This is a genomic window from Pseudomonas sp. CP4, assembly GCF_047758505.1.
Lineage (GTDB): Bacteria > Pseudomonadota > Gammaproteobacteria > Pseudomonadales > Pseudomonadaceae > Aquipseudomonas > Aquipseudomonas fluorescens_AO.
In genome coordinates, this window is sequence record NZ_CP180489.1 from 3,352,964 (window position 1) to 3,377,774 (window position 24,811).

General features: G+C 59.7%; 19 protein-coding genes. 15 read left to right on the top strand and 4 right to left on the bottom strand.

Features of this window, described 5'->3' with window-relative positions; translation table 11 throughout:
- Window positions 1–319 precede the first annotated feature (319 nt).
- Window positions 320–1,507, bottom strand: coding sequence for an EAL domain-containing protein (locus tag ACMYUN_RS14895; RefSeq protein ID WP_415761007.1), 1,188 nt, complete (start codon window positions 1,505–1,507; stop codon window positions 320–322).
- A 517-nt stretch (window positions 1,508–2,024) separates the two neighbouring features.
- Between ACMYUN_RS14895 and ACMYUN_RS14900 the strand changes: the two genes are divergently transcribed.
- From ACMYUN_RS14900 to ACMYUN_RS14910, 3 genes are all read left to right on the top strand, one after another.
- The gene (locus ACMYUN_RS14900; protein ID WP_415761008.1) at window positions 2,025–2,417 is read left to right on the top strand and encodes a DUF6957 family protein; all 393 of its coding nucleotides are present in this window, start codon (window positions 2,025–2,027) and stop codon (window positions 2,415–2,417) included.
- A gap of 252 nt (window positions 2,418–2,669) precedes the next feature.
- A complete protein-coding gene (locus tag ACMYUN_RS14905; RefSeq protein ID WP_415761009.1) occupies window positions 2,670–3,596 on the top strand; it encodes a LysR family transcriptional regulator in 927 nt (308 codons plus the stop codon).
- A 104-nt stretch (window positions 3,597–3,700) separates the two neighbouring features.
- Window positions 3,701–4,327, top strand: a complete 627-nt coding sequence (locus ACMYUN_RS14910; protein ID WP_122692273.1) for a glutathione S-transferase family protein — start codon at window positions 3,701–3,703, stop codon at window positions 4,325–4,327.
- On the opposite strand, the gene ACMYUN_RS14915 is transcribed toward ACMYUN_RS14910, so the two are convergent.
- Window positions 4,310–5,746, bottom strand: a complete 1,437-nt coding sequence (locus ACMYUN_RS14915; RefSeq protein ID WP_080769338.1) for a glycosyltransferase family 4 protein — start codon at window positions 5,744–5,746, stop codon at window positions 4,310–4,312. The genes ACMYUN_RS14910 and ACMYUN_RS14915 overlap by 18 nt on opposite strands.
- A 525-nt stretch (window positions 5,747–6,271) precedes the next feature.
- Here ACMYUN_RS14915 and ACMYUN_RS14920 point away from each other — a divergent pair.
- The 6 genes from ACMYUN_RS14920 to ACMYUN_RS14945 all read left to right on the top strand — a co-directional run bounded on the left by ACMYUN_RS14920 (window position 6,272) and on the right by ACMYUN_RS14945 (window position 14,558).
- Window positions 6,272–7,849: a glycosyltransferase gene (locus ACMYUN_RS14920; RefSeq protein WP_415761010.1), complete on the top strand. Its 1,578-nt coding sequence runs from the start codon at window positions 6,272–6,274 to the stop codon at window positions 7,847–7,849.
- Complete coding sequence (locus ACMYUN_RS14925; protein WP_415761012.1) at window positions 7,843–9,144, top strand: glycosyltransferase; 1,302 nt, start codon at window positions 7,843–7,845, stop codon at window positions 9,142–9,144. The genes ACMYUN_RS14920 and ACMYUN_RS14925 overlap by 7 nt, the downstream gene beginning before the upstream one ends.
- Window positions 9,141–10,295: an acyltransferase family protein gene (locus ACMYUN_RS14930; protein ID WP_310402860.1), complete on the top strand. Its 1,155-nt coding sequence runs from the start codon at window positions 9,141–9,143 to the stop codon at window positions 10,293–10,295. Before ACMYUN_RS14925 ends, ACMYUN_RS14930 begins: the two co-directional genes overlap by 4 nt.
- Entirely contained in the window at window positions 10,289–11,116 is an 828-nt protein-coding gene (locus ACMYUN_RS14935; RefSeq protein WP_039757225.1) for a class I SAM-dependent methyltransferase, read from the top strand. The genes ACMYUN_RS14930 and ACMYUN_RS14935 overlap by 7 nt, the downstream gene beginning before the upstream one ends.
- Before the next feature lie 135 nt (window positions 11,117–11,251).
- Entirely contained in the window at window positions 11,252–12,436 is a 1,185-nt protein-coding gene (locus ACMYUN_RS14940; RefSeq protein WP_415761013.1) for a DUF3142 domain-containing protein, read from the top strand.
- A complete protein-coding gene (locus tag ACMYUN_RS14945) occupies window positions 12,423–14,558 on the top strand; it encodes a hypothetical protein (protein WP_415761014.1) in 2,136 nt (711 codons plus the stop codon). Before ACMYUN_RS14940 ends, ACMYUN_RS14945 begins: the two co-directional genes overlap by 14 nt.
- Here ACMYUN_RS14945 and ACMYUN_RS14950 read toward each other — a convergent pair.
- Complete coding sequence (locus ACMYUN_RS14950; RefSeq protein ID WP_415761015.1) at window positions 14,555–15,184, bottom strand: LysE family translocator; 630 nt, start codon at window positions 15,182–15,184, stop codon at window positions 14,555–14,557. The genes ACMYUN_RS14945 and ACMYUN_RS14950 overlap by 4 nt on opposite strands.
- Before the next feature lie 145 nt (window positions 15,185–15,329).
- Here ACMYUN_RS14950 and ACMYUN_RS14955 point away from each other — a divergent pair, with 145 nt between their 5' ends.
- A complete protein-coding gene (locus ACMYUN_RS14955; RefSeq protein WP_024014870.1) occupies window positions 15,330–15,803 on the top strand; it encodes an Lrp/AsnC family transcriptional regulator in 474 nt (157 codons plus the stop codon).
- 101 nt (window positions 15,804–15,904) lie between these two features.
- Here the strand turns inward: ACMYUN_RS14955 and lpdA are convergent, their stop codons facing one another.
- The gene (gene lpdA, locus ACMYUN_RS14960; RefSeq protein WP_415761016.1) at window positions 15,905–17,305 is read right to left on the bottom strand and encodes a dihydrolipoyl dehydrogenase; all 1,401 of its coding nucleotides are present in this window, start codon (window positions 17,303–17,305) and stop codon (window positions 15,905–15,907) included.
- 202 nt (window positions 17,306–17,507) lie between these two features.
- On the opposite strand from lpdA, the gene hflK (ACMYUN_RS14965) reads away from it, so the two are divergent.
- The 5 genes from hflK (ACMYUN_RS14965) (at window position 17,508) to cfaB (ending at window position 24,805) form a co-directional block, all read left to right on the top strand.
- Window positions 17,508–19,469, top strand: coding sequence for a protease modulator HflK (gene hflK, locus ACMYUN_RS14965; protein WP_415761017.1), 1,962 nt, complete (start codon window positions 17,508–17,510; stop codon window positions 19,467–19,469).
- Entirely contained in the window at window positions 19,466–20,488 is a 1,023-nt protein-coding gene (gene hflC / locus ACMYUN_RS14970; RefSeq protein ID WP_415761018.1) for a protease modulator HflC, read from the top strand. The genes hflK (ACMYUN_RS14965) and hflC overlap by 4 nt, the downstream gene beginning before the upstream one ends.
- Window positions 20,485–21,534 carry a protease modulator HflK gene (hflK, locus tag ACMYUN_RS14975; RefSeq protein WP_415761019.1) on the top strand — a complete coding sequence of 350 codons (1,050 nt, stop codon included), beginning with the start codon at window positions 20,485–20,487 and terminating at the stop codon, window positions 21,532–21,534. Before hflC ends, hflK (ACMYUN_RS14975) begins: the two co-directional genes overlap by 4 nt.
- On the top strand, window positions 21,531–23,441 hold the full coding sequence (locus ACMYUN_RS14980; protein ID WP_415761020.1) for a cation-translocating P-type ATPase: 1,911 nt from the start codon (window positions 21,531–21,533) through the stop codon (window positions 23,439–23,441). The genes hflK (ACMYUN_RS14975) and ACMYUN_RS14980 overlap by 4 nt, the downstream gene beginning before the upstream one ends.
- A 176-nt stretch (window positions 23,442–23,617) precedes the next feature.
- Complete coding sequence (gene cfaB, locus ACMYUN_RS14985; protein WP_415761021.1) at window positions 23,618–24,805, top strand: C17 cyclopropane fatty acid synthase CfaB; 1,188 nt, start codon at window positions 23,618–23,620, stop codon at window positions 24,803–24,805.
- Window positions 24,806–24,811 lie beyond the last annotated feature (6 nt).

Below are 24,811 nucleotides of genomic sequence, written 5' to 3' on the forward strand. Positions count from 1 at the left end.
TGCTTGATTTGCTCCAAAGCCATTTCCCCCCCTCAATAGATTATTTGGCTTGACCGTGGGTTATGGAGTATTGAAGGGTGGTGATAATTTGACACGTGTGAAGCAGTCTAATCCGTACGCACTGGGTTACTGCAACGCAGCTCAGGGGGGCAGCAGGCGCACTGACTATTGGCTGGCTCAACCAAGAAGGGCCGTTGAAGGCTCCACTTGCAATTCGCTGTTTTTCATTCGGGATGATCTGCTCAATTCAGCCGAAGGGGACTTCACTGGTTACACCAAGGAAGTCAAAGGCTCCGGTGTAGTGCTTAAACTCCATCCATTAGAACCGGTACCGGTTCAAGCAATGCAGCCATGCCACAAAGCTACTCGCAGAAAGAGGGCGCGAAAAACGATCCCCCTGACCAATCGAGCAACCCAACGCACTCAACAATGAAAACTGCTCTGTAGTCTCAACCCCCTCTACGACCAACTGAATACCTAATTTCCTTGCAAGCAACAAAAGACTTTCTACTATCGCCAGCGTTCTTGAATTCAACGTCACACTTTGAGCGAAACTAGCACCCAACTTGAGCTCGCTACACGGCATCTCACAGATACGCTGCAGAGACGAAAATCCTGCCCCGAAGTTATCGATAGAAACCCCGCAACCCATAAGCCGCAGACGAACCAAGTTTTCAATACTTGTAATTGGTGCGTCCAAAAGCCCAGCTTCTGTCAACTCCAAAATCAAACAGCGGGCTGGTACAGCTGTTTCCTCCAAAAGCTGACGAACTATTTCTGGCAATCCAGGCAAGCCCAACTGCTCAGCCTCAAGGTTAATCGATAAGCTCATTTTCCCTGTCATATTTAGCTCGCGCCAGAAGCAGAGCGCCTCGCGAGCCACTCTCAAAGTCATATCGTTAAGAAAGCCGTAGTACTGTACCGTTTCAAGAAATTGTGCTGGTCTTAACAGACCTAGTCGCGGGTGCTGCCAGCGTACCAGAACTTCCGCACCGACAACTTCTAGTGTCTGCAGGTCAAGCTTGGGCTGATAGAAGGGAATAAACTCGCCACCCAGCAGCGCTTGCTGAATTTCGGTCGCCGAGTGCACCTCGTCAACTTGGAGACTGGCTACCTGAGGCACGCGCAGACAATACTTCAACAACTGTTGCTTCAGAACCGTCAGGCAAAGCGGTTTATTTAAAGTGCCCAGTACTTGGTAGCCCCTTAATCGAGCAAGCTGCTGGATTGCTACACACAAATCGGATGTTATAGAACTTGTAAAAATAACCGCAGCAATTTCGCCAAGCTCAGAGGCTTCACGCAAAAATGATAGACCATCTTTACTCGACATCCGTATATCGAAGATCAGAATATCGATGTACTTCTCAGTTTTCAGTACGGCGAAGGCTTGATCAGCACTTTCAGCAGTGTACACGTTATTGCAACCAAGCCTCCCCAATGCAAACACGAGTATTTGACGCGTTAACGGATGTTCTTCAAGTACAAGGATCTTAGTGCGGTTCATATACGCCCTCCCAAGTGAAGAAGTACATTAATCAAGCTTCCAAACGCTAAGGGTAAGCAGTTGCTGAGCTCTCTGTAGGGAATTCCTGAAATGCAAAAAATAATGGCGTACGCGCCCCTCATGCGCAGTAACCGGTGGATCCGTTTGATCGTGCTCTTTGTCAGCAGCTTGTACCAACCTCTGGAGAAACAGGGAGTTCATGCGGCCTATGTCGGCATCGCTCTCTCCACCACGGGAAGCGTAGGTATTCATGAGGCGCTCGGTTTCCCAAATCCTCACTTATCCTGAGGTTGGGTTAAAGCAAGGCCAATGGCAGAGCGTGGGCTATTGGCACAAACCATTTTGTGCAGTGACGCCACCCATGGAGATCGTCCCGTTCATTACGATAGAGAGTGTGTAAGGGACAGGCTGTGAGATGCCGTTGCTATCCGTCGGCAGTGGAACCAGGCGATTCACTGGGGGCTATGCTGAGGGATGATTCCCGTTCTAGTCATACTTTGATCGACTGGAGGAACGAATGAATTTGGCAGGGTTTATTTCACTGCTTTCTGCAGGTGAAGAAGTAGGCGGGAGCCAACTCGCCACCCCAGATGCTGTGGCATTCACCAATCTGCATTTTCCTTCCCGTGCTTATTGTCTTGTTGCTGAGTGGGCAATATTGGATCTCGATGTAACAACGCCTCAGCGGAAAGCGATCACCGATAGAGGGCTTATTCCTGCTCTGGTTTACGCTTTGACCGTTATCCGTGATAGCAAAGGCCGTTTCCAACGTGGTGATTGGGTCAGAACAACGCTCGGGGTTTCCTTCACCCACGCCTGCTTATTTGAGACGAAAAATACGGTTTATGTGCTTATGGGAACCGGCCGTAGGTTGCGCACAGATTTAGACATCGCACTGAGCTTGTGCTGAAGACCGCAGCTTGTGAGCTCCCCCTTCGTCACTGCTTAGTCTAGCCTTCGTGTCAAACTATATTGTGAGCAGCCGGGCCCTATATTTGAAGCGCAGTACATCTGTGTCAATCTATGTTGATGTTGTCTTTACCCCGAACCATCCTACAGACCCCGATTTAAGCGAGGGAGTGTGTCAAACTATGTTGGTGGCACCCAGCTCCCACAATCGCAGCCTCGGCTGCGATTGTCGTATCCGCCACCGAGGAATCCCATGGACCGCTTTCAGGAAATGCAGATCTTCGTTGTCGTTGCCCAGGAGCAAGGCTTTTCGGCGGCGTCGCGGCGTCTGGGTCTGTCGGCGGCAAGTGTCACGCGGGCGGTGGCGGCGCTGGAGCAGCACATTGGTACGCAGTTGCTGGTGCGCACTACGCGCACCGTGCATCTCACCGAAGCCGGGCAGCGATACTGCGATGACTGCCGGCGGATTCTCGCCGAAGTGCAGGAGGCCGAGGATTCGGCGGCTGGCAGCCATGCCTTGCCCCGTGGGCAATTGACGATTACTGCGCCGGTGTTGTTTGGCGATCTTTTTGTCACGCCGGTGATGGCCGATTACCTTTGTCGTTATCCGGATGTGTCGATCAACGCGCTGTTGCTGGATCGGGTCGTCAATATGGTCGAGGAGGGCATTGATGTCGCGGTGCGTATCGGTGAGCTGCCGGACAGCAATCAGCATGCGATTCGCGTCGGGGAAGTGCGGCGAGTGATCTGTGCCTCGCCGGATTTTCTCGCCGAGTATGGCCGACCCGAGCATCCGCAGGCCCTGGCCGGGCTGCCAGTGGTGGCAACGTCGGCGATCGGCCAGCAACGTAACTGGCCGTTTCTCGACGGCGGTGAAGCCCTCAGCGTGCGCACCGAACCGCGCCTGACCGTCACGGCCAATCAGTCGGCGATCACCGCCGCGCGCAAAGGCTTGGGCCTGACGCGAGTGCTGTCCTATCAAGTCGCGGACAAGGTGGCGACGGGCGAGCTGGAAATCGTCCTCGCCGAGTTTGAATTGCCGCCGTTGCCGATTCATGTGGTGTATCAGGGCGGGCGCAAGGCGCCGGCGCGGATCCGCAGTTTTGTCGACTTCGCCGTGAAGGCGCTGCGCGAACATCCGGCGTTGAACCCAGCGGCGTTATTGCAGGAGATGAAATAATCGATTGCAGCGGCTGGTTATTCTGTTGTTCCGGCAACCCATAGATGATGACTCCATCGGCGCGCTCATCCCCGTAGCGACGTCACTTTCCAGCGGAGTCGACCATGCAAGCGATCAAACTCTACAACTTCCCACGTTCCGGCCATGCCCATCGCGTCGAGTTGATGCTGTCGCTGCTGCAACTGCCGACCGAGCTGATCTTCGTCGATCTGGCCAAGGGTGAGCACAAGCAGCCGCAGTACCTGGCGATCAACAGCTTCGGCCAAGTGCCGGCGATTGATGACAACGGCGTGGTGCTGGCCGATTCCAACGCGATTCTGGTTTATCTGGCGCAGAAGTATGGCAACGGTCGCTGGCTGCCGACCGACCCGGTGGGCGCAGCCCATGTGCAGCGCTGGCTGTCGGCGGCGGCGGGACCGATCGCATTTGGCCCGGCGGCGGCGCGCCTGATCACGGTGTTCGGTGCGCAACTGAATGCCGAGGAGGTCATTGGCCGTGCGCACAACCTGCTCAAGGTCATGGAGCTGGAATTGGGCAAGACAGCGTATCTGGCGGGCGAAGAGCCGACCATCGCTGACGTGTCTGCCTACAGCTACATTGCCCACGCGCCGGAGGGCAATGTCTCGCTGGATGACTACGCCAACGTTCGCGCCTGGCTGGCGCGGATCGAAGCGTTGCCGGGTTTTGTCGCGATGCCGCGTACGGTGGCCGGGCTACAGAAAACTGCCTGACGGACGCAGTCGCGGATATTCGCCAAGCCCCGGCGGCTCATCTACCGCTTCACTTGCGCTCTCGCGGGTAACGCCGGCTTGCGTGGCCTGTCCCGCAAGGACGCGTCGCGCAATGCGCTCGACCAGTTGCTGACTTGCTTCGCGCCAGTCAATCCAGCGCCATTCGTTGACATCCTTGCTGGCGGGGAACTGGCCGCTGGCCTCGAAGGCCTTGATCAGGTCGGTCAGGCTTTGCGGCTCCTGCAGATCGAAATAGGCCATGAACTCGCCGCCTATTTCACGAAAGGCCGCGATGTCACTTCCCATGGCCGGCAAGCCTCGTTGCATGGCTTCCACCAGAGGCAGGCCGAAGCCTTCGACAAATGATGGAAAGACCAATGAGCTGGCTCGCGTATAAGCATGCTCGAGGCTGGTGTCGCTCAGGTTGTTGAACATGAACAGGCGTCGGTTGAGCTCGGGATGATGCCGTATTCGCGATAGCAACTCGTCGCACTTCCAGCCGATGCGCCCTGCGATGCATAGCCTGGCGCCGGAGCCGCCCGCCCAGGCACGCTCGAAAGCATCGAGCAGATACGCATGGTTCTTGCGCGGTTCGATCGTGCTGACCATCAGGAAAACCGGGCCGGGTGCCTCGAACATTTGGTGCAAAGCGGGTTCCACTGCTGCTGCCGAATTGTGCAAGTCCAGCTCGGAGCCCAAATGAAAGTAGTCGAACCAGCGCTTTTCAGCCTGCGCGGGGCCGAGTCGGCGCTGCAGTTCATGGCGCACCTCGTCGCGCACAGTGGCGGAAATGGCCATGTAACCGTCGGCAGTGCGGCACACCCAGTCAAACCACTCACTGAACACCTGCGCGGGCCGGGCTTCGTAGAAATGGGGATGCGTCAGGGGAATGAGGTCATAGATCACCGCAATGATTGCGACGCCTTCGCGCTTGAGCCGTTCGACATGGGGAAAGAAATCCGAATGCCACGACGAGTCCAGCAACACCAGTTGATCATCAGGCTGGTGCTGCAACGGTGAACAGCGCTTGAGTAACTGGAAATGCCGCAGGCGGGTGAACAATCGCAGCGGCACACCAAATACGGCGAATGAGGTCAGGCGATACGCCACATACAGCGCCCTCCGTGTCAGCTTCGACGGGCATTTGGCGTCGCGGCGCTGATGCCATTGCCAGAAGCGATGAGCGAGGCGTTCCAGGCGATCAGCGAATGTCGCGAGGGCGTTGAACACCGGCGTGTTCAGGGGCGCCAGGCGCAAGACCCGATAGAGCTGGCCATTGAGCAATACCACCGGTATGCACTCGCTATCACCAACACTGGAGGGCAGTTTGTTAATGACATTGCGCACCACCCGCTGAATCCCCGAATTGAGTTTCGGGTGGTTGAATACGTGTGTGCACTCCACCAACAGTCGAGTCATAGCGCGCGCTCCGAGTTCGCCGCTCCTGCGGACACCAAACTTAGGCGCGGAGAGTGATGCGCGAAACTGGCGAGACCCGTGACAAGCAGGCAATTTTTCAAAACCACGACCCCTTGGGCTGATCTTTCGCCATTTCCTACACGCGGTGTAGAAGGGGCTGTCAGACCGAGAGAAAAACCCGGTAGGACAACAGGCGAAACAGTTGTTGTATTTGTTCTGCGATCAATCTGTGCCAATTGCACGACAATTTCAACAGGCCAAACCGTGACCGGTCAGTTCTGGATAGCGTAGACCGATTTATTCACGCGGGACGGTTCCCGAACCCTCGATGGATGTGTTTAGAATGCCCCTTGTCGCGATAATCCGAACGGTGTTTCGGGGGTTGCGGCGCAGAGTGAAACTGACCACTAAAACAAGAACTAAGACGTGCCTGATGAAGGACGCGTGCCGGTACTACCGGGCCGATCCAGTATCTGGTCGTCACAGCATGAAGTTGCCGGTATGGCTGCTTTATCGTGGGATGCCATGAATTTCATTCTTTACTCAGACGTCAACGACAACTCCATCAGCCAGAGTCTTGGTCGTCCCGAATACAGTTATTACTTTGTGCTCAAGGCTTATCGTCCATTGCTGGAAGGCCTCGGTCGTGTGCACGTCGTATCCACGGTGGCAGAAGTCGACCCGCTCTATCGGCGACTGCTCGCCGCTGGCGAAGACAGCGTATTCCTGTCGTTCGCCCCTCCTCAGAAAACCCCGGCCGATCTTCATTGCCCGACGATGTGCGTCGTGGCGTGGGAGTTCGATTCGATTCCCGACGAACAGTGGGACAACGACCCACGCCAGGACTGGACGCAAATGCTCGCGCGCCAGGGCCGGGTTATCACCTTGTCGAGCCACACTGCCCGGGCGATCCGGCGAGCCATGGGTGAGGATTTTCCGGTGCTGGTGTTGCCGACAGCGCTATGGGAAAAGTTTTCCGATATTCGTCAGGCGCATGTCCCGGCATCGATCAACGCGGGCGCAACCTTGGCGATCAAAGGCTGTATTTTCGATAGCCGCGAACTCGACTTGTCGGCCGATGCGCTGATCCCCGCTCCGTTGACGCCTGAAGAAGAGGCTGCGCTGGCGGCTGAAATAGAAGCCGCGCGTCCACCGCCGCTGACACTCAAGCGCCGGTTCGTCATCGCCCGGCACTATCTGCGCCTGTGGGCACTGGATCTCGGGCGTGACCTGGCAGAGCCGGTCCCAAGGGTAAAATACCTGCAGAACTGGTACTGGGAAGGGGTTCGTGATCGCGTTCCCGACAACCTTCACGCTTGGCTCGAGCAACGTCTGCCCGCCATTTGCGGCGCGCAACCGATTCTGGTCAGCGAACCACCGCCGCTGGACCTGCCGGCCACCGACCGCATCGTTGAAACCCGTGTCGACGGTGTGGTGTACGTTTCGGTGTTCAATCCCAAGGATGGCCGCAAGAACTGGCATCAACTGATTACCGCGTTTTGCTGGGCATTTCGCGAGCAGCCAGACGCGACCCTGGTGGTCAAGATCACCCAGAACGATCTGGCCTTGTATTACAGCGAATTGATGACGTTGCTCGCGCAGCTCAGCCCGTTCGCTTGCCGCGTTGTGGTGATGCACGGCTACCTTGACGACGCGCAGTATGCCGAGCTCTACAAGGCGGCGACGTTCTACGTCAATGCCTCGCGCTGCGAAGGTTTGTGCCTGCCGTTGATGGAATTCATGTCCAGCGGCAAACCGGTGATCGCGCCTGCCCATACGGCCATGGAGGATTACATCGACGAGTCGGTGGCATTCGTGGTCAGGTCCAGCGAAGAGTTGACGATCTGGCCCCAGGACACGCGGATTATTTACCGCACCCTGCGCTACCGACCGGACTGGGGTTCGCTGAAAAGCGCCTACGAAAACAGTTACCGTATGGCCACTGCGCACCCGCAGGATTACCAGCGGATGTCGGCCGCCGCCATCGAGCGGATGCACGATTACTGTGCGTTCGCGCCATTGCAGACACGCCTGGCGGATTTTTTCGCGGTGGCTCCCAAGGCCGCTGATATCGAGCCTGTTCTGGATAACGCCTCATGCTGATCATCATTCATTCTGAAACCAATCAGCACACCATTACGCAAAATCTGGGGCGGTCGGAGTACAGCTATTACTTCGTGCTCAAGGAATATCGACCGGTTCTCGAACGAATCGGGCGCGTTATCGAAGTGGCTGATCCGCTGACGCAAGTCGACGCGCTCTATGGCGAATGCCTGGCGCGAGGCGAGCCTTGTGTATTCCTCTCGTTTTCGCCACCGCACCGCACTCCAGTCGATCTGGCGTGTCCGACCGTGCCGGTGTTTGCCTGGGAATTCAGCACGATCCCCAACGAGCCGTTCGCCGGTGAGCCACGCAACGACTGGCGCAGCGTTTTGCACGCCTGCGGAGCGGCTGTCACCCATTCCAGTTATACCGTCGCTGCGGTCCGCGAAGCCATGTCCGCGGACTACCCGATCAGCGCCATCCCGGCGCCGGTCTGGGACCGCTTCGCCGCACGCGGGATGCAAGCACAGGATCATTGCGCTGCCGAGCCGCTGCGCTTGACGATCAAAGGGCTGGTGGCCGACAGCCGTCAGCTCGACTTGAATGCCTTCGCCCCAGAGCATTTGCGCAGCGGCGAGGGCATTGATTTTGCCGCACCGGTGACCGAGCAGACCCTGTCCCTTGAGGGCGTGGTGTATACGTCAGTGTTCAATCCCGGCGATGGCCGCAAGAATTGGGAGGACATGCTCAGCGCGTTCTGTGTGAGCTTTCGCGAAGTCGAAGACGCTACCCTGGTGCTGAAACTCACACACTTCGATGCTGAAGAGGCGCTGGCTGACATCCTCCATCATTTGTACAAAAACCAGTCCTATCGGTGCCGTATCGTGTTGATTCACGGTTATCTCGCCGATCCGGACTACGAGCGACTCGTGCAGGCGACTCGTTATGTCGTGAACACGTCCTACGGGGAAGGCCAGTGCCTGCCTCTGATGGAGTTCATGTCTTGCGGCAAGCCCGCAGTAGCGCCTCGAACCACGGCAATGATCGATTACCTGAGCGCTGAGAACGCGTTTCTGATCGAGTCCACCGACGAACTGACAGCCTGGCCGCACGATCCGCGCAAGGCATTTCGCACGCTGCGGTACGTGACCAACTGGGCATCATTATGTGAGGCCTACCGGGCCAGTTACGACGTTGCAAAAAATCAGCCGCAGCGTTATGCCGCGATGTCCGCACAAGCGGTCGACAGCCTGCAGGCTTTTTGCAGTCAGGCCGTGGCAGAGCAGCGCCTGCGGGAATTTCTTGCACAGTTGTTCGAACACCGTGCCGCTGCAGGGGAAGCCTGCCAAGCATGAACGGCAAGCGCATCATGGATATAGAAGTGCTGCGCGCCGTCGCCGTACTGGGAGTATTGTTCCATCACCTGCAGGGCAGTCTGTTCGCGGACCCGGTGCCTTTGCTGGACAGCATTCACGGCAGTCTGCAAACGTGGTGGGGCGTCGATCTGTTTTTCGCCATCTCCGGTTTTGTCATCGCTCGCAGCCTGGTTCCGGCGTTGCAAGGTTGTACCAGTCGCCAGGAGTGTTGGCAGCAGACGCGCAACTTCTGGCTGCGCCGCGCCTTTCGCCTGCTGCCGTCGGCTTGGCTATGGCTCGCGCTGATGCTGCTGGCCTGTGTGTTCCTCAATCGCTCCGGCGCTTTCGGTACCTGGCATGCCAACGTGCAAGCGACCCTGGCCGGCGTGTTGCAATACGCCAATTTCCGTTTTGCCGACAGCTTCTTCCGATATGAATACGGCAGCAGTTTTGTCTACTGGAGCCTGGCGCTGGAGGAGCAGTTTTATCTGCTGTTTCCGCTGCTGATCCTGCTATTTCGCCAGCGCCTGGTCTGGGCGCTGCTGGCGCTGGTCGCGGTGCAGATTCTGACCGTGCGCACCCCGTTTTTGATGGTGGTGCGCACCGACGCGCTGGCCCTTGGCGTGCTGTTGGCGATGTGGAGCGCACGGCCCGGTTATCAGCGCTGGCAGCCAACCTGGCTGGCTCCACCGTGGGCGGGGATTTCAGCCTTGATCGCCCTCGCATTGCTGCTCAGCTTCATGGCCACCGATCGTTTCACCTTCGCGCCTTATCGCATCGGTTCAATCGCCCTGCTCAGTGCCGTGCTGGTGTGGATCGCTTCATACAACCGCGATTACCTGGTGCCTGCCGGTGCGGTGCAACGGTTACTCGCGTGGATCGGCAGCCGCTCCTATGGCATTTATCTGATCCATATCCCGGCCTATCAACTGGTGCGTGAAGTGATTTTCCGTTTGCAGAGCGCCGGTTTGCCGAGTCCTGCCGGGCATCCGGTGTGCACGCTGTTGCTGGCGTGCGCACTTATCGTGTTGCTCAGTGAACTGAACTACCGCTTGATCGAAATGCCGATGCGCAACCGTGGCGCCGCGTTGGTCAAGCGCCTCGGCACGCCCCGATCCGCCCTTCCATCCACTGGAGCCACCTCATGCTGAGCCTTTTGAAGAAACTCACGAACGCCTCGCCGGCGCAGCCTGTTGCGGCGGTTGCCGAGAAGACCGACCCGTACATGCTCGGCCTGCACGATGCGATGCTCAGCGGCTGGTTCAATCAGCAAACCGGCGAACTGTTCACAGGGTTTCCGGTAAGCCCCGACGACACGCTGCTCGACGTCGGCTGCGGCGATGGCGGTAACGTGCATTTTTGCGGCACGCGCGGGGCGAAGATCATCATTGCCGATATCGATGCGGCCAAGGTTGAAGCCACCCGCCAGCGCTTGAGCGATACTCCGGCGCGCGATGTTGAGTGCCACGTCACCGATTGCAATCCGCTGCCGATTGCCGACGCCACGGCGACACGTGTGGTCTCGACGGAAGTGATCGAACATGTCGACGACCCTGCGCAGTTTCTCGCTGAGCTGGTACGGGTTGGAAAACCTGGCGCGTTGTACCTGCTCAGTGTGCCGCACCCGAGCTCCGAAGACCTGCAAAAGGACATCGCCGCACCCGAGTACTTCCAGAAACCCAATCACATACGCATCATCAGCGAAGAGCAGTTCAAGGCGATGGTCAGCGACGCCGGGCTGGAAATCATCAGCCATAGCCAATACGGCTTTTACTGGTCGATGTGGATGATGCTGTTCTGGGAAGCCAAGGTCGAATTCAGCAACCCGGATCACCCACTGCTCAATCACTGGGCCGACACGTGGCAAGCGGTACTCGACTCCCCGCGCGGGGCGCAGATCAAACAGGCGCTGGATGCGGTGGTGGCGAAGAGTCAAGTGATCATCGCGCGTAAACCAGCGGCATCCGTGTAGGAGCTGCGGCACGCTGCGATCTTTTGACCTGGAGTCTTGAAGCAAGATCAAAAGATCGCAGCCTCGTTTCACTCGTCAGCTCCTACGGGTTTTTTGTGTAACTTTGCGGCCTGTGGTCTCAGGGATTTTCAGGGTATGCGGTTTATCGTGGGTCTGTTTCTTGGCGTCTTGCTTGCGGGTTGCGAGCAACACGTCGCGCTGCCTCTCGACCAACAACTTTACGTTTGGCAACGGCAATGGACGCCTGCCCATGAACCGGCGTTGCGCGACAGCCTCCATGGCTTCTCGACATTGCGCGTGCTGGCATTGCAGGCCTTTCCCGGCGAGCGGTGGAGCCGGGCGCGGGTTGATTCAGCCTTGTTGAAAGCCGATGGCCGCCCATTGATCGCAGTGATTCGCCTCGATGGCCAGCTGCAGTCGCTGGATGAAGAGCATGTCACCGCACAGATTCTGCAGGTCATCGCTGATTGGCAGGGGCGAGGCCTCACGCTGAACGGTATCGAAATCGACCACGATGCCGGCAATGCACGGCTGCCGGCGTACGCTGAATTCCTCAAACACTTGCGCGCGGTTTTGCCGCCATCTCTACCTTTGAGCATCACCGCGCTTCCGGCCTGGCTCGATAGCGCGCAGTTGCCAGCACTTTTGCACAGCGTCGACAGCAGTGTGCTGCAAGTCCACGCCGTGAGCGATCCGCGACTGGGTCTGTTCGATCCCGAGCAGGCGTTGAAATGGGCCAATGCGTGGGCACGTGTCAGCGACCAACCCTTCTATCTGGCGCTGCCGGCCTACGGCGTTGCGCTGTTGAGCGATGACGGTGGCGCGCCGGTGGTGGAAAGCGAAGTGCAAGTCGAGCGCGGCGGGCAGCGCCGGGAGCTGCTCGCCGATCCGCGGCAACTCAGCCAACTGGCCAAGACCTTGCGCGAAGATCCACCCGAGCATCTGGCCGGGTTGATCTGGTTTCGCTTGCCGCTAGCCAACGATCGGCGCGCCTGGAGCCTCACCACTTTGCGTGCCGTGGCTCGTGGCGATGTGTTGAGCAGTCAGTTGCGCTTGTCATTCAAAGAGCAGGGCGGTCTCTATGACATCCAGCTCGAAAACCATGGCAATCTCGACAGCCCGTGGCCCGCGCAAATCACGCTGAAGGCGCAGGATTGTGCAGGCGCCGACGCGCTCGCCGGTTATGCATTGCAACAAAGCGCCAATCTGCTTACCTTCACCCGCCTGCGAGACGGCCGCTTGCCGGCGGGCGGGCAGCGCGCTGTCGGTTGGGCGCGTTGTGCACATATTGATCAAGGAGGTTCGCATGTTGACCCGTAACTGGCCCCGTCATCTGCTTTGCCTGAGCCTCAGCCTGCCGCTGGGTTCGGCGCTGGCCTGCGGCCCGGACTTCCCGATGCGCCTGCTAGACAACCGCGCGCAGACTTTGGCCGATCTGCCCGAGGGCAGTTTCAGCTTCGAGGTCAGTCGCCTCGGTAAAACCATTGCCGGGCTGAAAAATGTCACTGCCGCGACCCATAACCCCAACGACTATGCCGAAGACAACGCGTCAGAGTTGGCGCGCGAACAGGCTGAGCAGGTGGGCCTGAGCGCTGAGCAATACGCCGTGGTCAAGCGACTGCGCGGACTCAGCGATGCGCATCAGGCCGAGGAACAGGGCGCCAGTCTGCCGGCGGAAATCCGTTTGTACGTCGCCGGCGCCGTGGCCTTTGCCACCGGCGATCAGCAATTGGCCACAGAGTATTTCAACAAAGTGCTGGCGCTGCCGGCAGACCAGCGCCCGTTGCGCAGCACGTGGGCGGCGTATTCCCTGGGACGCATCGCTTTTGCCCTGAGCAACGAGGCGCACGATCGTATCGAAGCGCTGGAACAGGCGCGTGATGCCTTTCGCCAGGCCCGGCAGTTGAGTATCGATGGCTTCAGCGATCCGCTGGAACTGGGCGTTGCCAGCCTCGGTGAGGAGGCGCGGGTGCTGCGCAGTGCCGGGGACTGGAGCGGCGCCATCGAACTGTACGAAGCACAGAACCTGCACGGTTCGGCCGTCGGTTACACCTCGCTCAAGCAACTGATGAACGAACTGGCCGAATTGCCGGAATCTCAGCTGGCGAAGCTGCTGCAGCAGCCAGCGGTGCAGCAACTGGTCACGGCATCGCTGGTCAGCCGTCAGGGCTGGTCATTTGGTGAGCAGCCGCCAAACGAGAAGAAACTGGTGACGCTGTTGCAGAACAGCACGCGTGGCAGCCTCGACAATGCCGATCGACTGGCGGCGATGAGTTATCAACAGGGCGACTACGCGTCCGCCAAGGCCTTTCTGGTAAACGCCGGCGACGGCGGGCTGGCCTGGTGGCTGCGGGCAAAACTCGCAGTGCGTGACGGCGATACGACTGCCGCTGCCGCCGCCTACGCCAAAGCCGCCCAGGCCTTCCCGCAAAACGAAGACTGGGGTTATCGCCGCACGCCGGACTGGGCGTTTGAAACGGTGCAGCCAAAATGTCGGGTCGAGGGCGAAAGCGCGATCCTGGCGCTGCAACGCGGCGAGTATCTGCAAGCCTTTGTGCAGTTGTATCGCAGCAATAGCCTTTACTGGTTCGATGCCGCGACAGTTGCCGAGCGCGTGATGACGGTCGATGAGCTCAAGCGTTATGTCGATGAGAACGTGCCGGCGCCGCCGCCATTGACCCAACAGGAGCGCGACAACTATGTGCCGCTGTCGGCGGCCGCCAATCTGCGCAATCTGCTCGGTCGGCGCTTGCTGCGTGAGGGGCGTTACGAGGAAGCGGTCGCTTATTTCGCCAGTGACGATCTGCAGCACAAGGCCAGGCTGTATGGCGAGCAACGGCTCAAGGCCGAGTCGGCGTGGTGGCCGAGCAAACGCGCCAGTGCGTTGTACAACGCCGCATGGACGGCCCGGGAGTGGGGCATGGACATCCTCGGTTATGAGATGGCGCCTGATTACGCCACCTTCGGCGGCAATTACACGCTGGAGAGCACGAAGCTGGATGTCGGCCCGCTGATTTCCACGGCGGAAGTGCAGCGCCAGCAGGCCAGCGCCGCGCAACCGGATCAGCGTTATCACTATCGTTTTGTCGCTACGGCATTGGCCAGTCGCGCCGCCGATAACCTGCCGCACACCAGTCAGGCGTTTGCGGCGGTGTTGTGCAACGCGGCCGGCTGGAACAGCAGCCTTGAAGACCAGAGTGCGCTGTACCAGCGCTACGTCAAGGAAGGTCCTTATGTGCTGTGGGCGGTGGACTTCGGTAATCAATGTCCTTACCCGGACTTCGAGAATGCTGACAAGCGCTACGTCACCCAGGTGACCGATGCTGTACGTGCGACGCTGCGGCCGTACAAGTGGCCGGTGCAGATTGGCGTCTTCGTCGTGGTCACGGCCATCGCGTTACTGCTCATTACCCGTCGTCAGCGCAAGGTACGCAAGGCTTAAGCCTGCTGAATGAAGCTCAGGCGCACGGCAAAACCAATCAACAGGCTGCCGAACAGCCATTGCTGAATGCGCTGGGCGGTCGGACTGTGTCGCAGCCAACGGCCCAGTGCCGCGCCGGTCATGGCGACAACACTGTCGAACAGCAGCCCGACGCTGACCAGCACCAGGCCGAGCACGGCGAACTGTGTCAGCACCGGCGCGCCGTCGCTGACGATAAACTGTGGCAACAGCACCGAGCAGAACAGCAAAGCTTTGGGGTTGAGCAGGTTGGTCAGCAGGCCGCGCCGGATCGCTTGGCGCCACTGATACTCGGTAGGTGTCGGTTCTCCTGTTTGCAGGTTGGGAACCAGTGAGCTGCGAAAGCATTGAATGCCGATCCACAGCAGATACGCCGCACCCGCGATGCGCACCACGTCAAACGTCCACGGTGCCGTTTTGAACAGCGCCGCCAGCCCCAACGCCGCCAGGGCCACATGACAGGCGCGGGCGATGGCCAGGCCCAGCGCTGTGGCCAGCGCTGCACCGCGACCTTGCCGCGCGCCGGTTTGCAACAGCAGGATCATGTCCGGTCCCGGCAGTAGCAGAACCACAGCCAGCGTCAGGATAAACAGCCACAGACTTGCCACATCACACCCCTTTTCGATGTCGATTTACTCGGGCCAGTCTAGAGCGAGAGGGCAGGGCAGGTGCTTGCGTAGTCGGCTTCAAACCGTGGCGGTTTTGGCATAACCTGCTGGTTTTACATCGCCAGACTATCGGGATCTGCCAAAGATGAAACTCGACGCCTATGACCGCAAGATTCTCGCCGCGCTGCAACGCAACGGCCGCTTGAGCAATGTCGAGCTGGCGGAGGAAATCGGCTTGTCGGCCTCGCCGTGTCTGCGCCGGGTGCGCATGCTGGAAGAGGCGGGGGTGATTCGAGGCTACCAGGCCAATCTCGATCGCGATGAAGTCGGGCTGGGGCTGACGGTGTTTGTCGGGGTCAAGGTCGAGCGGCACAACGAAGAACGTGCCGAGGCTTTTTATGCCGCTGTTACTGCGCTGCCTGAGGTGGTCTCGGCGTTTCTGGTGTCCGGTGAATCGGACTTTTTGTTGCAGGTAGTGGTGCCTGACTTGCGCGCTTATGACCGCTTTGTCAGTGCGCACCTCCTGAAACTGCCGGGGGTGAGCGATATTCGCAGCAACTTTGCCATTCATACGGTGAAAGCGCCGGGGGCGTTGCCGTTGGGGCATCTGCCGCTGTAGACCGAGTAGGGGCCATTCGCGAGCAGGCTGGCTCCCACAGGGGGAACGCATTCCAAAGTGGGAGCGAGCCTGCTCGCGAAGACGGCGGCAAGGTTTGAAACCTACATCTGCGTCGCCATCCCCTCGACATTCATCGCTGCCTGACGCAACGCTTCCGAACGCGTCGGGTGCGGATGGCAGGTCAGGGCAATGTCCTCGGCCGAGGCGCTGAACTCCATCGCCACACAGAACTCGCCGATCATCTCGCTCACGCTCGGCCCGACCAAGTGCACGCCGAGCACTTCGTCCGTGCGCTCGTCGGCGAGGACTTTGGCAAAGCCTTCTGTTTCGTGATTGATCTTCGCCCGGCTGTTGGCGGTGAAGGGAAACTTGCCAACCTTGTAGGCACGGCCCTCGGCCTTGAGCTGTTCTTCGGTCTGGCCGACGCTGGCCAGTTCCGGTTGGGTGTAGATGACGTTGGGGATCAGCGCGTAATTGACCTCGCCGGCCTTGCCGTGGATCTGCTCGACGCAGGCCATGGCCTCGTCTTCAGCCTTGTGCGCGAGCATCGGCCCGGACGTGACGTCGCCGATCACCCAGACCCCGGCGGCTTCGGTGCGATGTTGCTGGTTGGCGAGCATGCCGCGCTTGTCGGTACTCAGGCCGACGTTCTCCAGCCCTAGGCCCTGGGTGTATGGCCGGCGCCCGATAGCCACCAGCACATAGTCGGCTTCGATCAGCTCAGCCGTGCCACCGGCGGCAGGCTCGACGCTCAGCTGCACGCCTGTAGCTGAACTGGTGGCGCTGGTGACCTTCGAGCTCAATTTGAAGGCGATGCCTTGCTTGCTCAGCGCGCGCTGCAAGGTCTTGCCGGCCTCGCCATCGACGCCGGGGCAGATGCGATCAAGGTATTCGACCACGGTGACCTGCGCGCCGAGTCGCCGCCATACCGAACCCAGCTCCAGGCCGATCACCCCGGCGCCAATCACTACCAGGTGCTTGGGCACTTCACTCAGCGACAACGCGCCGGTGGAATCGAGGATGCGTTTGTTGTCGATTTCTACGCCGGGCAGGGGAGTGGGCTCGGAGCCGGTGGCGATGATGATGTCATTGGCGCTGAGCTCGGTCTTGTTGCCCTGATCATCGGTCACCGTGACCTTACCTGGGCCGTCGATGTGGCCCCAGCCCTTGATCCAGTCGACTTTGTTTTTGCGAAACAGAAATTCAATGCCCTTGGTCAGGCCAGCAACGCTTTCGTCCTTCTGCTTCATCATCTGCGCAAGGTTCAGCGTCGGTTTGACCTCGATGCCGAGATTGGCGAACTCCGTGCCCACCGCAGCGGCGTACAGCTCTGAGGCGTGCAATAAGGCCTTGGACGGCATGCAACCAACGTTGAGGCAGGTGCCGCCGAGGGTCGCACGTCCTTCGACGCAAGCAGCTTTGAGGCCAAGCTGGCCGGCGCGGATCGCTGCGTTATAACCGCCGGGGCCGCCGCCCAGAATCACTACGTCATAGTTGCTCATGCGCTTGCTCCAGATTGCTCGAAGGGGATAGCCAAGATTAGTCGCGATAAAAATTATGTACGTAATATGAGCTTTGCCGGACATTTCGGTCAAGGCTTCAGGCAAGCGACAGCTGCGGCATTTTTGAATAGCGGTAAATGTGTACGAATATTTCACAATTTTCGTTATATCGTAACGCTAAGACCAATTTAGCCGGGGTGATATGCAAGTCGATCTTGAGTTGGACGCTACGCCAGTAGCCGAGCTGCCGCGCTTTCAGCAAGCTGCCGAGCAGGGACGCAAGTTGCGTTGGCTGGCTTGCGGACTCGGCGGGTTGGCCGGGCTGGGCTGGTTGTTGGCGTTTTTCATCGGCTTATTTGCGCCGCAATCCGCGTGGTTGCCGTTGTTGGTCAATCAGAGCGCAGCGTTGCTGGTGCTGGTTGCCGGGCTGCAATCGGCCTGGTGGGTGGCGCAATGGCGCGCGCGGGTGATGCATCCGCCAACTGCGCAACTGGCCGCGGTGGAGGAGGGCGTCGCTACCGAAGGTTGGTACGAGAGGCTGCTGGAGCGATTGAGTCTGCGCGGCCGGTATTTGCTAGGACAAATCGGCGCGCCGGCATTGTGGCTCGCTGGCTGGGCATTGCTGGTTCTGCTCAGCACCGAGCAAGTGTGGAGTCTCGCTTTACCTGCGGCGGCCTTGGGCCTGTCGGCAAACGTTGGTGCAGCATTGACGTTGTTGCTGGCCTTCGCCTTGCTGGTGCTGGAGCGGCAACTGGCGCAGGAGCCGCCAGCGCAGTGGCCAGAAGCGGCTGCGCTGGCGCAACTGACCCGCGTGGTGATCATCACCCTGTTGATCGGTGCACTGTGTCTGTTGTTTGCCAGCGAGCACGCCGTCTGGCCGATTCGCGTTGCAGTGCTCAGCGCAATCTTGCCGATGCTGGTTGCCCTTGAACTGTTGTTGCGCGCGGCGCTGTCGGTCTTCAGCCCGCGCCGCGAACAGCTCGAACCGACCCTGCTGGCGCGCAGTTTTATCGCCGATATGCTGCGTTGGCCGCCGCAGCCTTTGCTGGTCTTGCAGCATGAAATGCACAATCGTTTCGGCATTGATCTGCGCCAGATCTGGGCGTTCAGTTACATGCGCCGGGCGTTGTTGCCGGTGTTGGCAGTGGTCGCCCTTAGCGGTTGGTTGCTGACTGGGGTACATGAAATTCCCCTGCAAGGTCGCGGCATCTATGAGCGCTTCGGTAAACCGGTACAGGTTTTCGGCCCGGGTTTGCATGCCGGTTTGCCTTGGCCATTGGGGCGTGTGATCTCCGTTGAAAACGGCGTGGTCCATGAACTGGCGACCAGTGTCAACGACAAGCCAATCACCGTGCCGTCCGACTCCGCTGAAGGCCCAGCGCCGCTGACCGCCAACCGTTTGTGGGACGCCAGCCACGTTAATGACAAGTCCCAGGTCATCGCCAGCAGCCGGGGCACGCAGCAGGGCCTGCAAATCGTCAACATGGACGTGCGCTTCGTTTATCGCATCGGTTTGAACGACGAGGCGGCACTCGCCGCGACTTATAACAGCGCCGATGTACCGACGCTGATTCGCAGCATCGCCAGCCGCATTCTGGTTCACGATTTTGCCTCGCGCACCCTCGACGGACTGCTCGGCGACGACAGGGCAGGGCTGGCCGAGGAAATCGGTCGCGCAGTGCAAAGTGATCTGAACAGATTGAACAGCGGCGTGGAGATCCTCGCCACAGTCGTCGAAGCGATTCATCCACCGGCCGGCGCGGCGAATGCCTATCACAGTGTGCAAGCGGCGCAGATCGGCGCGCGGGCGTTGATCGCTCGCGAACGCGGGGCGGCTGCGCAGGCCACTAACGAGGCGCAGTTGCAGGCGAGTACGGCGCGGGATCAGGCAACGGCCAATGCGCGGGAAATCAACGCCGCTGCGCAAACGGCAGACCTTAAATTCAGCGCCGAGCAAAAAGCCTTCGCCAGTGCTGGCCAGGCCTTCGTGCTGGAGCAATATTTCAACCAGCTCAGTCAGGGCTTGAGGAAAGCCAGGTTGCTGGTGCTCGATCATCGACTCGGCGGCAGCGCAAATGCGCCAACCATCGATCTGCGCACTTTCACGCTGCCGGCTGATCCGTCGCCCGCCCGTACCACCGCTCAACCAGGAGCCACCCATTGAGCCAGTCGCCTGTTCAAGACGTTCACGACCACAGCGGGCATCACCATCATCATGGTCATCACCATCATCACGGCGATCCGCAAGAGGCCGGTCCATTTCCATGGCGGCGTATGGCTTGGGCTGCGTTGCTGGTGGCGTTTGCCATTGCCGCCGCGAGTCTGGTGCAAGTGCGCTCCGGTGAAGCCACGGTCATCACCCGTTTCGGTAATCCTTCGCGGGTATTGCTTGATCCCGGTTTGAGTTGGCGATGGCCTGCACCGTTCGAGGCGGCGATCCCGGTGGACTTGCGTCTACGTACCACCTCAAGTGGTTTGCAGGACGTCGGTACCCGAGACGGTTTGCGCATCATCGTGCAGGCCTACGTCGCGTGGCAGGTGCAGGGTGATCCTGAACACGTGCAGCGCTTCATGCGGGCCGTGCAGAATCAGCCGGACGAAGCGGCGCGGCAGATTCGCACCTTTGTCGGCTCGGCACTGGAGACCACGGCCAGCAGTTTCGATCTGGCCAATCTGGTAAACACTGATGCCAAACAAGTGCGCATCGGCGATTTTGAAGCGCAGTTGCGTCAGCAGATCGATCACCAGTTGCTCGCCACTTATGGCGTGCGTGTGGTGCAGGTCGGTATCGAGCGGCTGACTTTGCCATCGGTCACGCTCAGTGCAACGGTCGACCGCATGCGCGCCGAGCGTGAAACCATTGCTACGGAACGTACAGCGATCGGCAAACGCGAAGCGGCGCAAATTCGCTCCGCCGCCGAGCGCGATGCGCGAATCGTCCAGGCTGATGCAACGGTGAAAGCCGCTGACATTGAAGCGCAATCGCGAGTCGAGGCTGCGCAGATTTATGGTCGCGCCTACGCCAGTGCGCCGCAGCTTTACAACCTGCTGCGCTCGCTCGATACCCTCGGCACCATTGTCACACCGGAAACCAAACTGATTCTGCGCACCGATGCTGCGCCGTTCCGTGTGTTGGTCGACGGCCCACCGGTGCTCGACAAAAAAGCCGGATCGCAACCATGAGCGAAGAAGTTCCACGTGGAACACATGCGTTGAACAGTCCGTGGATTCAGGCCGGCCGTCTGACCTTCATCGCCTTATATGTGATCACTGTTTTGGCCGCATTAGCATGGGCGGTCTCGAATGTCCGGCAGATTGATCCGCAAAACCGCGCGGTAGTACTGCACTTCGGTGCGCTGGACCGCGTTCAGAATGCCGGACTGTTATGGGCGTGGCCGCAGCCGTTTGAGCAGGTGGTTCTGTTGCCGGCGGCGGATCGGGTGATCGAGCATCGAGTAGGAAATCTGTTGCGCAGTGACGAGGCGCTGAAGGCAGACCGGGTAGCGTCCTTCGCCACGCCATTGAGCGATGCACTCGCTGGGTCTGGTTATTTATTGACCGGTGACGCCGGCGTAGTGCAATTGGACGTGCGAGTGTTTTACCAAGTCTCCGATCCCTATGCGTTCGTGTTACAGGGCGAACATGTGCTGCCAGCGCTCGATCGGTTGGTAACGCGCAGCGCCGTGGCCCTGACCGCCGCGCGAGATCTCGACACCATTCTGGTCGCTCGCCCGGAATTGATCGGCGCCGACAATCAGGCAGCCGAGCGCCGTGAGCGATTGCGCGGTGATCTGGTGCGAGGCATCAACGCGCGTCTCGCTGAACTGAAAGCGAGCGGGCAGGGCATCGGTATCGAGGTGTCGCGAGTCGATGTGCAATCGAGTCTGCCGGAGCCCGCGGTCAGTGCCTTCAATGCGGTCCTGACCGCCAGTCAGCAGGCCGATAAAGCCGTGGCCTACGCGCGAACCGAGGCGGAAAAGCTCACGCAATCTGCCAACGAACAGGCAGACCGCACGCTGCAGGTGGCTCACGCACAGGCGGGCGAGCGCCTCGCGAAATCCTCGGCCGATACTGCTACCGTCTCAAGTCTGGCCACGTCTGCCGATCCGCAAATGCTCCTGCGTCTGTATCGCGAGCGCATGCCGAAAATTCTCGGTCAGGCCGGCTCGGTCACTAGCGTGAACCCGAAAGACGATTCCCGGCTGATCATTCAAGGAGTCAGTCAATGACCACGAACATTGCTGCTCCAAGTCTGTTGTCGTCGGCCGAACAGCGTCGCGCCGCGCGGCAATTGACTCTGGCAATGCTTGCGCTCGGACTGCTGGGCCTGGGTTTGCTCTGGCGCTGGATGCTACCGGAGCAAAACGGTGTCAGCCAATTGCTGCTCGGTTTCGCCTCCTTGCTGGTCGCGGTCCCGGTCATGCGTTCGGCGTGGTACAGCCTGCGTTATCCAAGCCTGCACGGCATCACCGATCAGTTGATCGCGCTGGCCATGCTCGGTGCCTGGGCGACCGGTGATCTGCTCACCGCGGCGTTGTTGCCGATCATCATGATCTTCGGCCATGTGCTCGAGGAGCGCAGCGTCATCGGTTCCCAGGAAGCAATCAACGCGCTTGGCCAGTTGACCCGCAGCCATGCGCGCAAGCTACAAGCGGACGGTTCGATCATCGAAGTGGACAACGGCATGCTCAGCGCGGGCGATGTTGTCGAGGTGCGGGCCGGTGATCGGGTGCCGGCGGACGGTCGGGTGTTATCCGGCGAAGCGAGTCTCGATACGGCGTCGATTACCGGTGAGTCGGTACCGGTGGATGCGGACGTCGGCATGCTGGTGTTCGGCGGCGCGATCAACCTCGATGGATTGCTGCGTGTCGAAGTCACTCGCACCGGCGACGAATCCACTTTGGGCAAAGTCATCGCTTTGATGCAGAACGCCGAGCGCTCGAAACCGCCGATCACGCGATTGCTCGAACGCTATGCCGGCAGTTATATGGTGCTGGTCTTGTTGCTGTCAGCGGTGACCTGGTTCGCCACCAACGATGCACAGGCGATGCTCGCGGTGTTGGTGGCAGCGTGTCCGTGTGCATTGGTGCTGTCGGCGCCGGCCACGGCAATTGCCGGTGTCGCCGTTGCTGCGCGCCATGGGATTCTGATTCGCAGCTCGGCATTTCTTGAAGAGCTTGCCGATCTGACCTCGCTGGTGGTCGACAAGACCGGCACGCTGACTTACGGCACGTTGCGCTTGCAGGCGATCGACAGCCTGAATGCGGACACCGCCGAAGCGCAGACACTGGCCGCCAGTCTTGGCGCGGCAAGCAGTCATCCGGTGAGCCGGGCACTTGCGGGGATGGCCGATCAAGAGACCTATTGGCCTCTAACTGATATCCATGAGCGCCAAGGGTTGGGTGTAGTGGCGATGACAGGGAAGGGCGAAGCTGCGCTCGGTCGTCCAGAGTTGTTCGCGCAACTGGGCATCACTACAGCCCTTGTTCCCGAACATGATGGCCCGATCGCCGGCCTGGCTTTGAACGGCAAGTTCCTCGCCTGGCTGTTGCTCGCCGACAGCGTCAAACCGGAAGCACGCATTGCCTTGAACGAATTGCGCGAACTGGGGCTGGGACGACAACTGCTGCTGACGGGTGATCGTCAGAGTGTCGCCCGAACCTTGGCGCAGGAAGTCGGGCTGAATGAAGTCCAGGCGCAAGCGCTACCAGAAGACAAACTAAACCGAGTGCTCAAGGAAATCGACCACGGCTTCCGGCCGATGGTAGTTGGCGATGGCATCAACGATTCACTTGCGCTAAAGGCCGGGGTCGTCGGCGTGGCGATGGGCGCTGGCGGCGCCGACATTGCATTGGCGTCGGCGGACATTGTCCTGATCGGCAGCGATCTGCGTCGCCTCGGTACCTGTGTGCGCTTGAGCCGTCAGTGCCGGCGCGCCTTGCAGGTCAATGTAATCATCGGTCTCGGCTGGACGCTGGCCATCGTGGTCTTCGCGGCTTTCGGTTGGCTTGGCGCCGCAGGGGCGATGATCGCAGCGCTGCTGCATAACCTGAGTACCCTGTTGGTGTTGGGCAACGCCGGACGTTTGCTGCGTTTTCAGGAGCCATTGCTCAAGCTCGACGCTCAGGCGAAATGAAAGAAAATTCATCGAACCGCGGGCTGAACAGGCAGTCATTTATCGTAAGGCGCGTGGTATCTGCTGTTCAGCCGAGGCGCTTGTGACGATAGACACGGCTTATCGAATCGATAGCCTGCTATTTTTTCAGGTTGGTCTACCCTCAGATCAGACGTCTGAAACAAGGGGGATTTTCCATGCTCGCGCAACTTCCACCGGCCTTGCAGAACCTGCAGCTACCGCTTCGCCTGCGACTCTGGGACGGCCATGAGTTCAATCTGGGCCCGACGCCCAGCGTGACCATCGTCGTCAAGGACCCGCAGATGGTCACTCAATTTACCCACCCAAGCCTGGATGCGCTGGGTGCGGCGTTCGTCGAAGGCAAGCTGGAACTGGAGGGCTCGATCAGCGAGGTGATCCGGGTTTGCGACGAATTGAGCAGTGCGCTGCTCGACGAGGAAGAAGGCAGCCAGCCGGTGCGTGCACGTCACGACAAAGACACTGACGCCAAAGCTATTTCTTACCACTACGACCTGTCGAATGCGTTCTACCAGCTGTGGCTGGACAGCGACATGGTGTATTCCTGTGCCTATTTCGAAACCGGCAGCGAAACCCTCGAGCAGGCGCAGCAAGCCAAATTCCGCCATCTGTGCCGCAAGCTGCGTTTGCAGCCGGGCGAGTATCTGCTGGATGTCGGCTGTGGTTGGGGCGGTCTGGCGCGGTACGCGGCGCGCGAGTTCGGCGTAAAAGTGTTCGGCATCACTTTGAGCAAGGAGCAGTTGGCGCTGGCGCAGGAGCGGGTCAAGGCCGAAGGGCTGGAAGACCAGGTCGAGCTGCAGTTGCTCGACTATCGCGATCTGCCGCAGGACGGTCGCTTCGACAAGGTTGTCAGCGTCGGCATGTTCGAACACGTCGGCCACGCCAATCTCGCCGAGTATTGCGCGACGTTGTTCGGCGCGGTGAAGGAGGGCGGGCTGGTGATGAACCATGGCATCACCGCCAAGCACACCGATGGCCGTCCGGTTGGACGCGGTGCCGGGGACTTCATCGAGAAGTACGTGTTCCCCAACGGCGAGTTGCCGCATCTGTCGATGATCTCAGCCGAGATCAGTGAAGCCGGGCTGGAAATCGTCGATGTCGAAAGCCTGCGCCTGCATTACGCGCGCACGCTTGATCACTGGAGCGAGCGACTGGAAGACAACCTCGAAGCCGCGGCGAAGCTGGTACCCGAGCAAGCGTTACGTATCTGGCGCCTGTACCTGGCTGGTTGCGCATATGCATTCGCGCGGGGCTGGATCAATCTGCATCAGATCCTCGCCGTAAAAGCGCATGCGGATGGCAGCCACGAACTGCCTTGGACCCGCGACGACATCTACCACCCCTGAAACAGG

What these genes read in the sequence shown, in the direction of transcription:
- ACMYUN_RS14955 (WP_024014870.1), top strand. Translation starts at nt 15,330, where the DNA reads ATGAAACTCGACGCCTATGACCGCAAGATTCTCGCCGCGCTGCAACGC.
- ACMYUN_RS14910 (WP_122692273.1), top strand. Translation starts at nt 3,701, where the DNA reads ATGCAAGCGATCAAACTCTACAACTTCCCACGTTCCGGCCATGCCCAT.
- ACMYUN_RS14940 (WP_415761013.1), top strand. Translation starts at nt 11,252, where the DNA reads ATGCGGTTTATCGTGGGTCTGTTTCTTGGCGTCTTGCTTGCGGGTTGC.
- ACMYUN_RS14945 (WP_415761014.1), top strand. Translation starts at nt 12,423, where the DNA reads ATGTTGACCCGTAACTGGCCCCGTCATCTGCTTTGCCTGAGCCTCAGC.
- lpdA (WP_415761016.1), bottom strand. Translation starts at nt 17,305, where the DNA reads ATGAGCAACTATGACGTAGTGATTCTGGGCGGCGGCCCCGGCGGTTAT.
- ACMYUN_RS14905 (WP_415761009.1), top strand. Translation starts at nt 2,670, where the DNA reads ATGGACCGCTTTCAGGAAATGCAGATCTTCGTTGTCGTTGCCCAGGAG.
- ACMYUN_RS14935 (WP_039757225.1), top strand. Translation starts at nt 10,289, where the DNA reads ATGCTGAGCCTTTTGAAGAAACTCACGAACGCCTCGCCGGCGCAGCCT.
- ACMYUN_RS14900 (WP_415761008.1), top strand. Translation starts at nt 2,025, where the DNA reads ATGAATTTGGCAGGGTTTATTTCACTGCTTTCTGCAGGTGAAGAAGTA.
- ACMYUN_RS14895 (WP_415761007.1), bottom strand. Translation starts at nt 1,507, where the DNA reads ATGAACCGCACTAAGATCCTTGTACTTGAAGAACATCCGTTAACGCGT.
- ACMYUN_RS14915 (WP_080769338.1), bottom strand. Translation starts at nt 5,746, where the DNA reads ATGACTCGACTGTTGGTGGAGTGCACACACGTATTCAACCACCCGAAA.
- hflK (WP_415761017.1), top strand. Translation starts at nt 17,508, where the DNA reads ATGCAAGTCGATCTTGAGTTGGACGCTACGCCAGTAGCCGAGCTGCCG.
- ACMYUN_RS14980 (WP_415761020.1), top strand. Translation starts at nt 21,531, where the DNA reads ATGACCACGAACATTGCTGCTCCAAGTCTGTTGTCGTCGGCCGAACAG.
- hflK (WP_415761019.1), top strand. Translation starts at nt 20,485, where the DNA reads ATGAGCGAAGAAGTTCCACGTGGAACACATGCGTTGAACAGTCCGTGG.
- ACMYUN_RS14920 (WP_415761010.1), top strand. Translation starts at nt 6,272, where the DNA reads ATGAATTTCATTCTTTACTCAGACGTCAACGACAACTCCATCAGCCAG.
- ACMYUN_RS14925 (WP_415761012.1), top strand. Translation starts at nt 7,843, where the DNA reads ATGCTGATCATCATTCATTCTGAAACCAATCAGCACACCATTACGCAA.
- ACMYUN_RS14930 (WP_310402860.1), top strand. Translation starts at nt 9,141, where the DNA reads ATGAACGGCAAGCGCATCATGGATATAGAAGTGCTGCGCGCCGTCGCC.
- cfaB (WP_415761021.1), top strand. Translation starts at nt 23,618, where the DNA reads ATGCTCGCGCAACTTCCACCGGCCTTGCAGAACCTGCAGCTACCGCTT.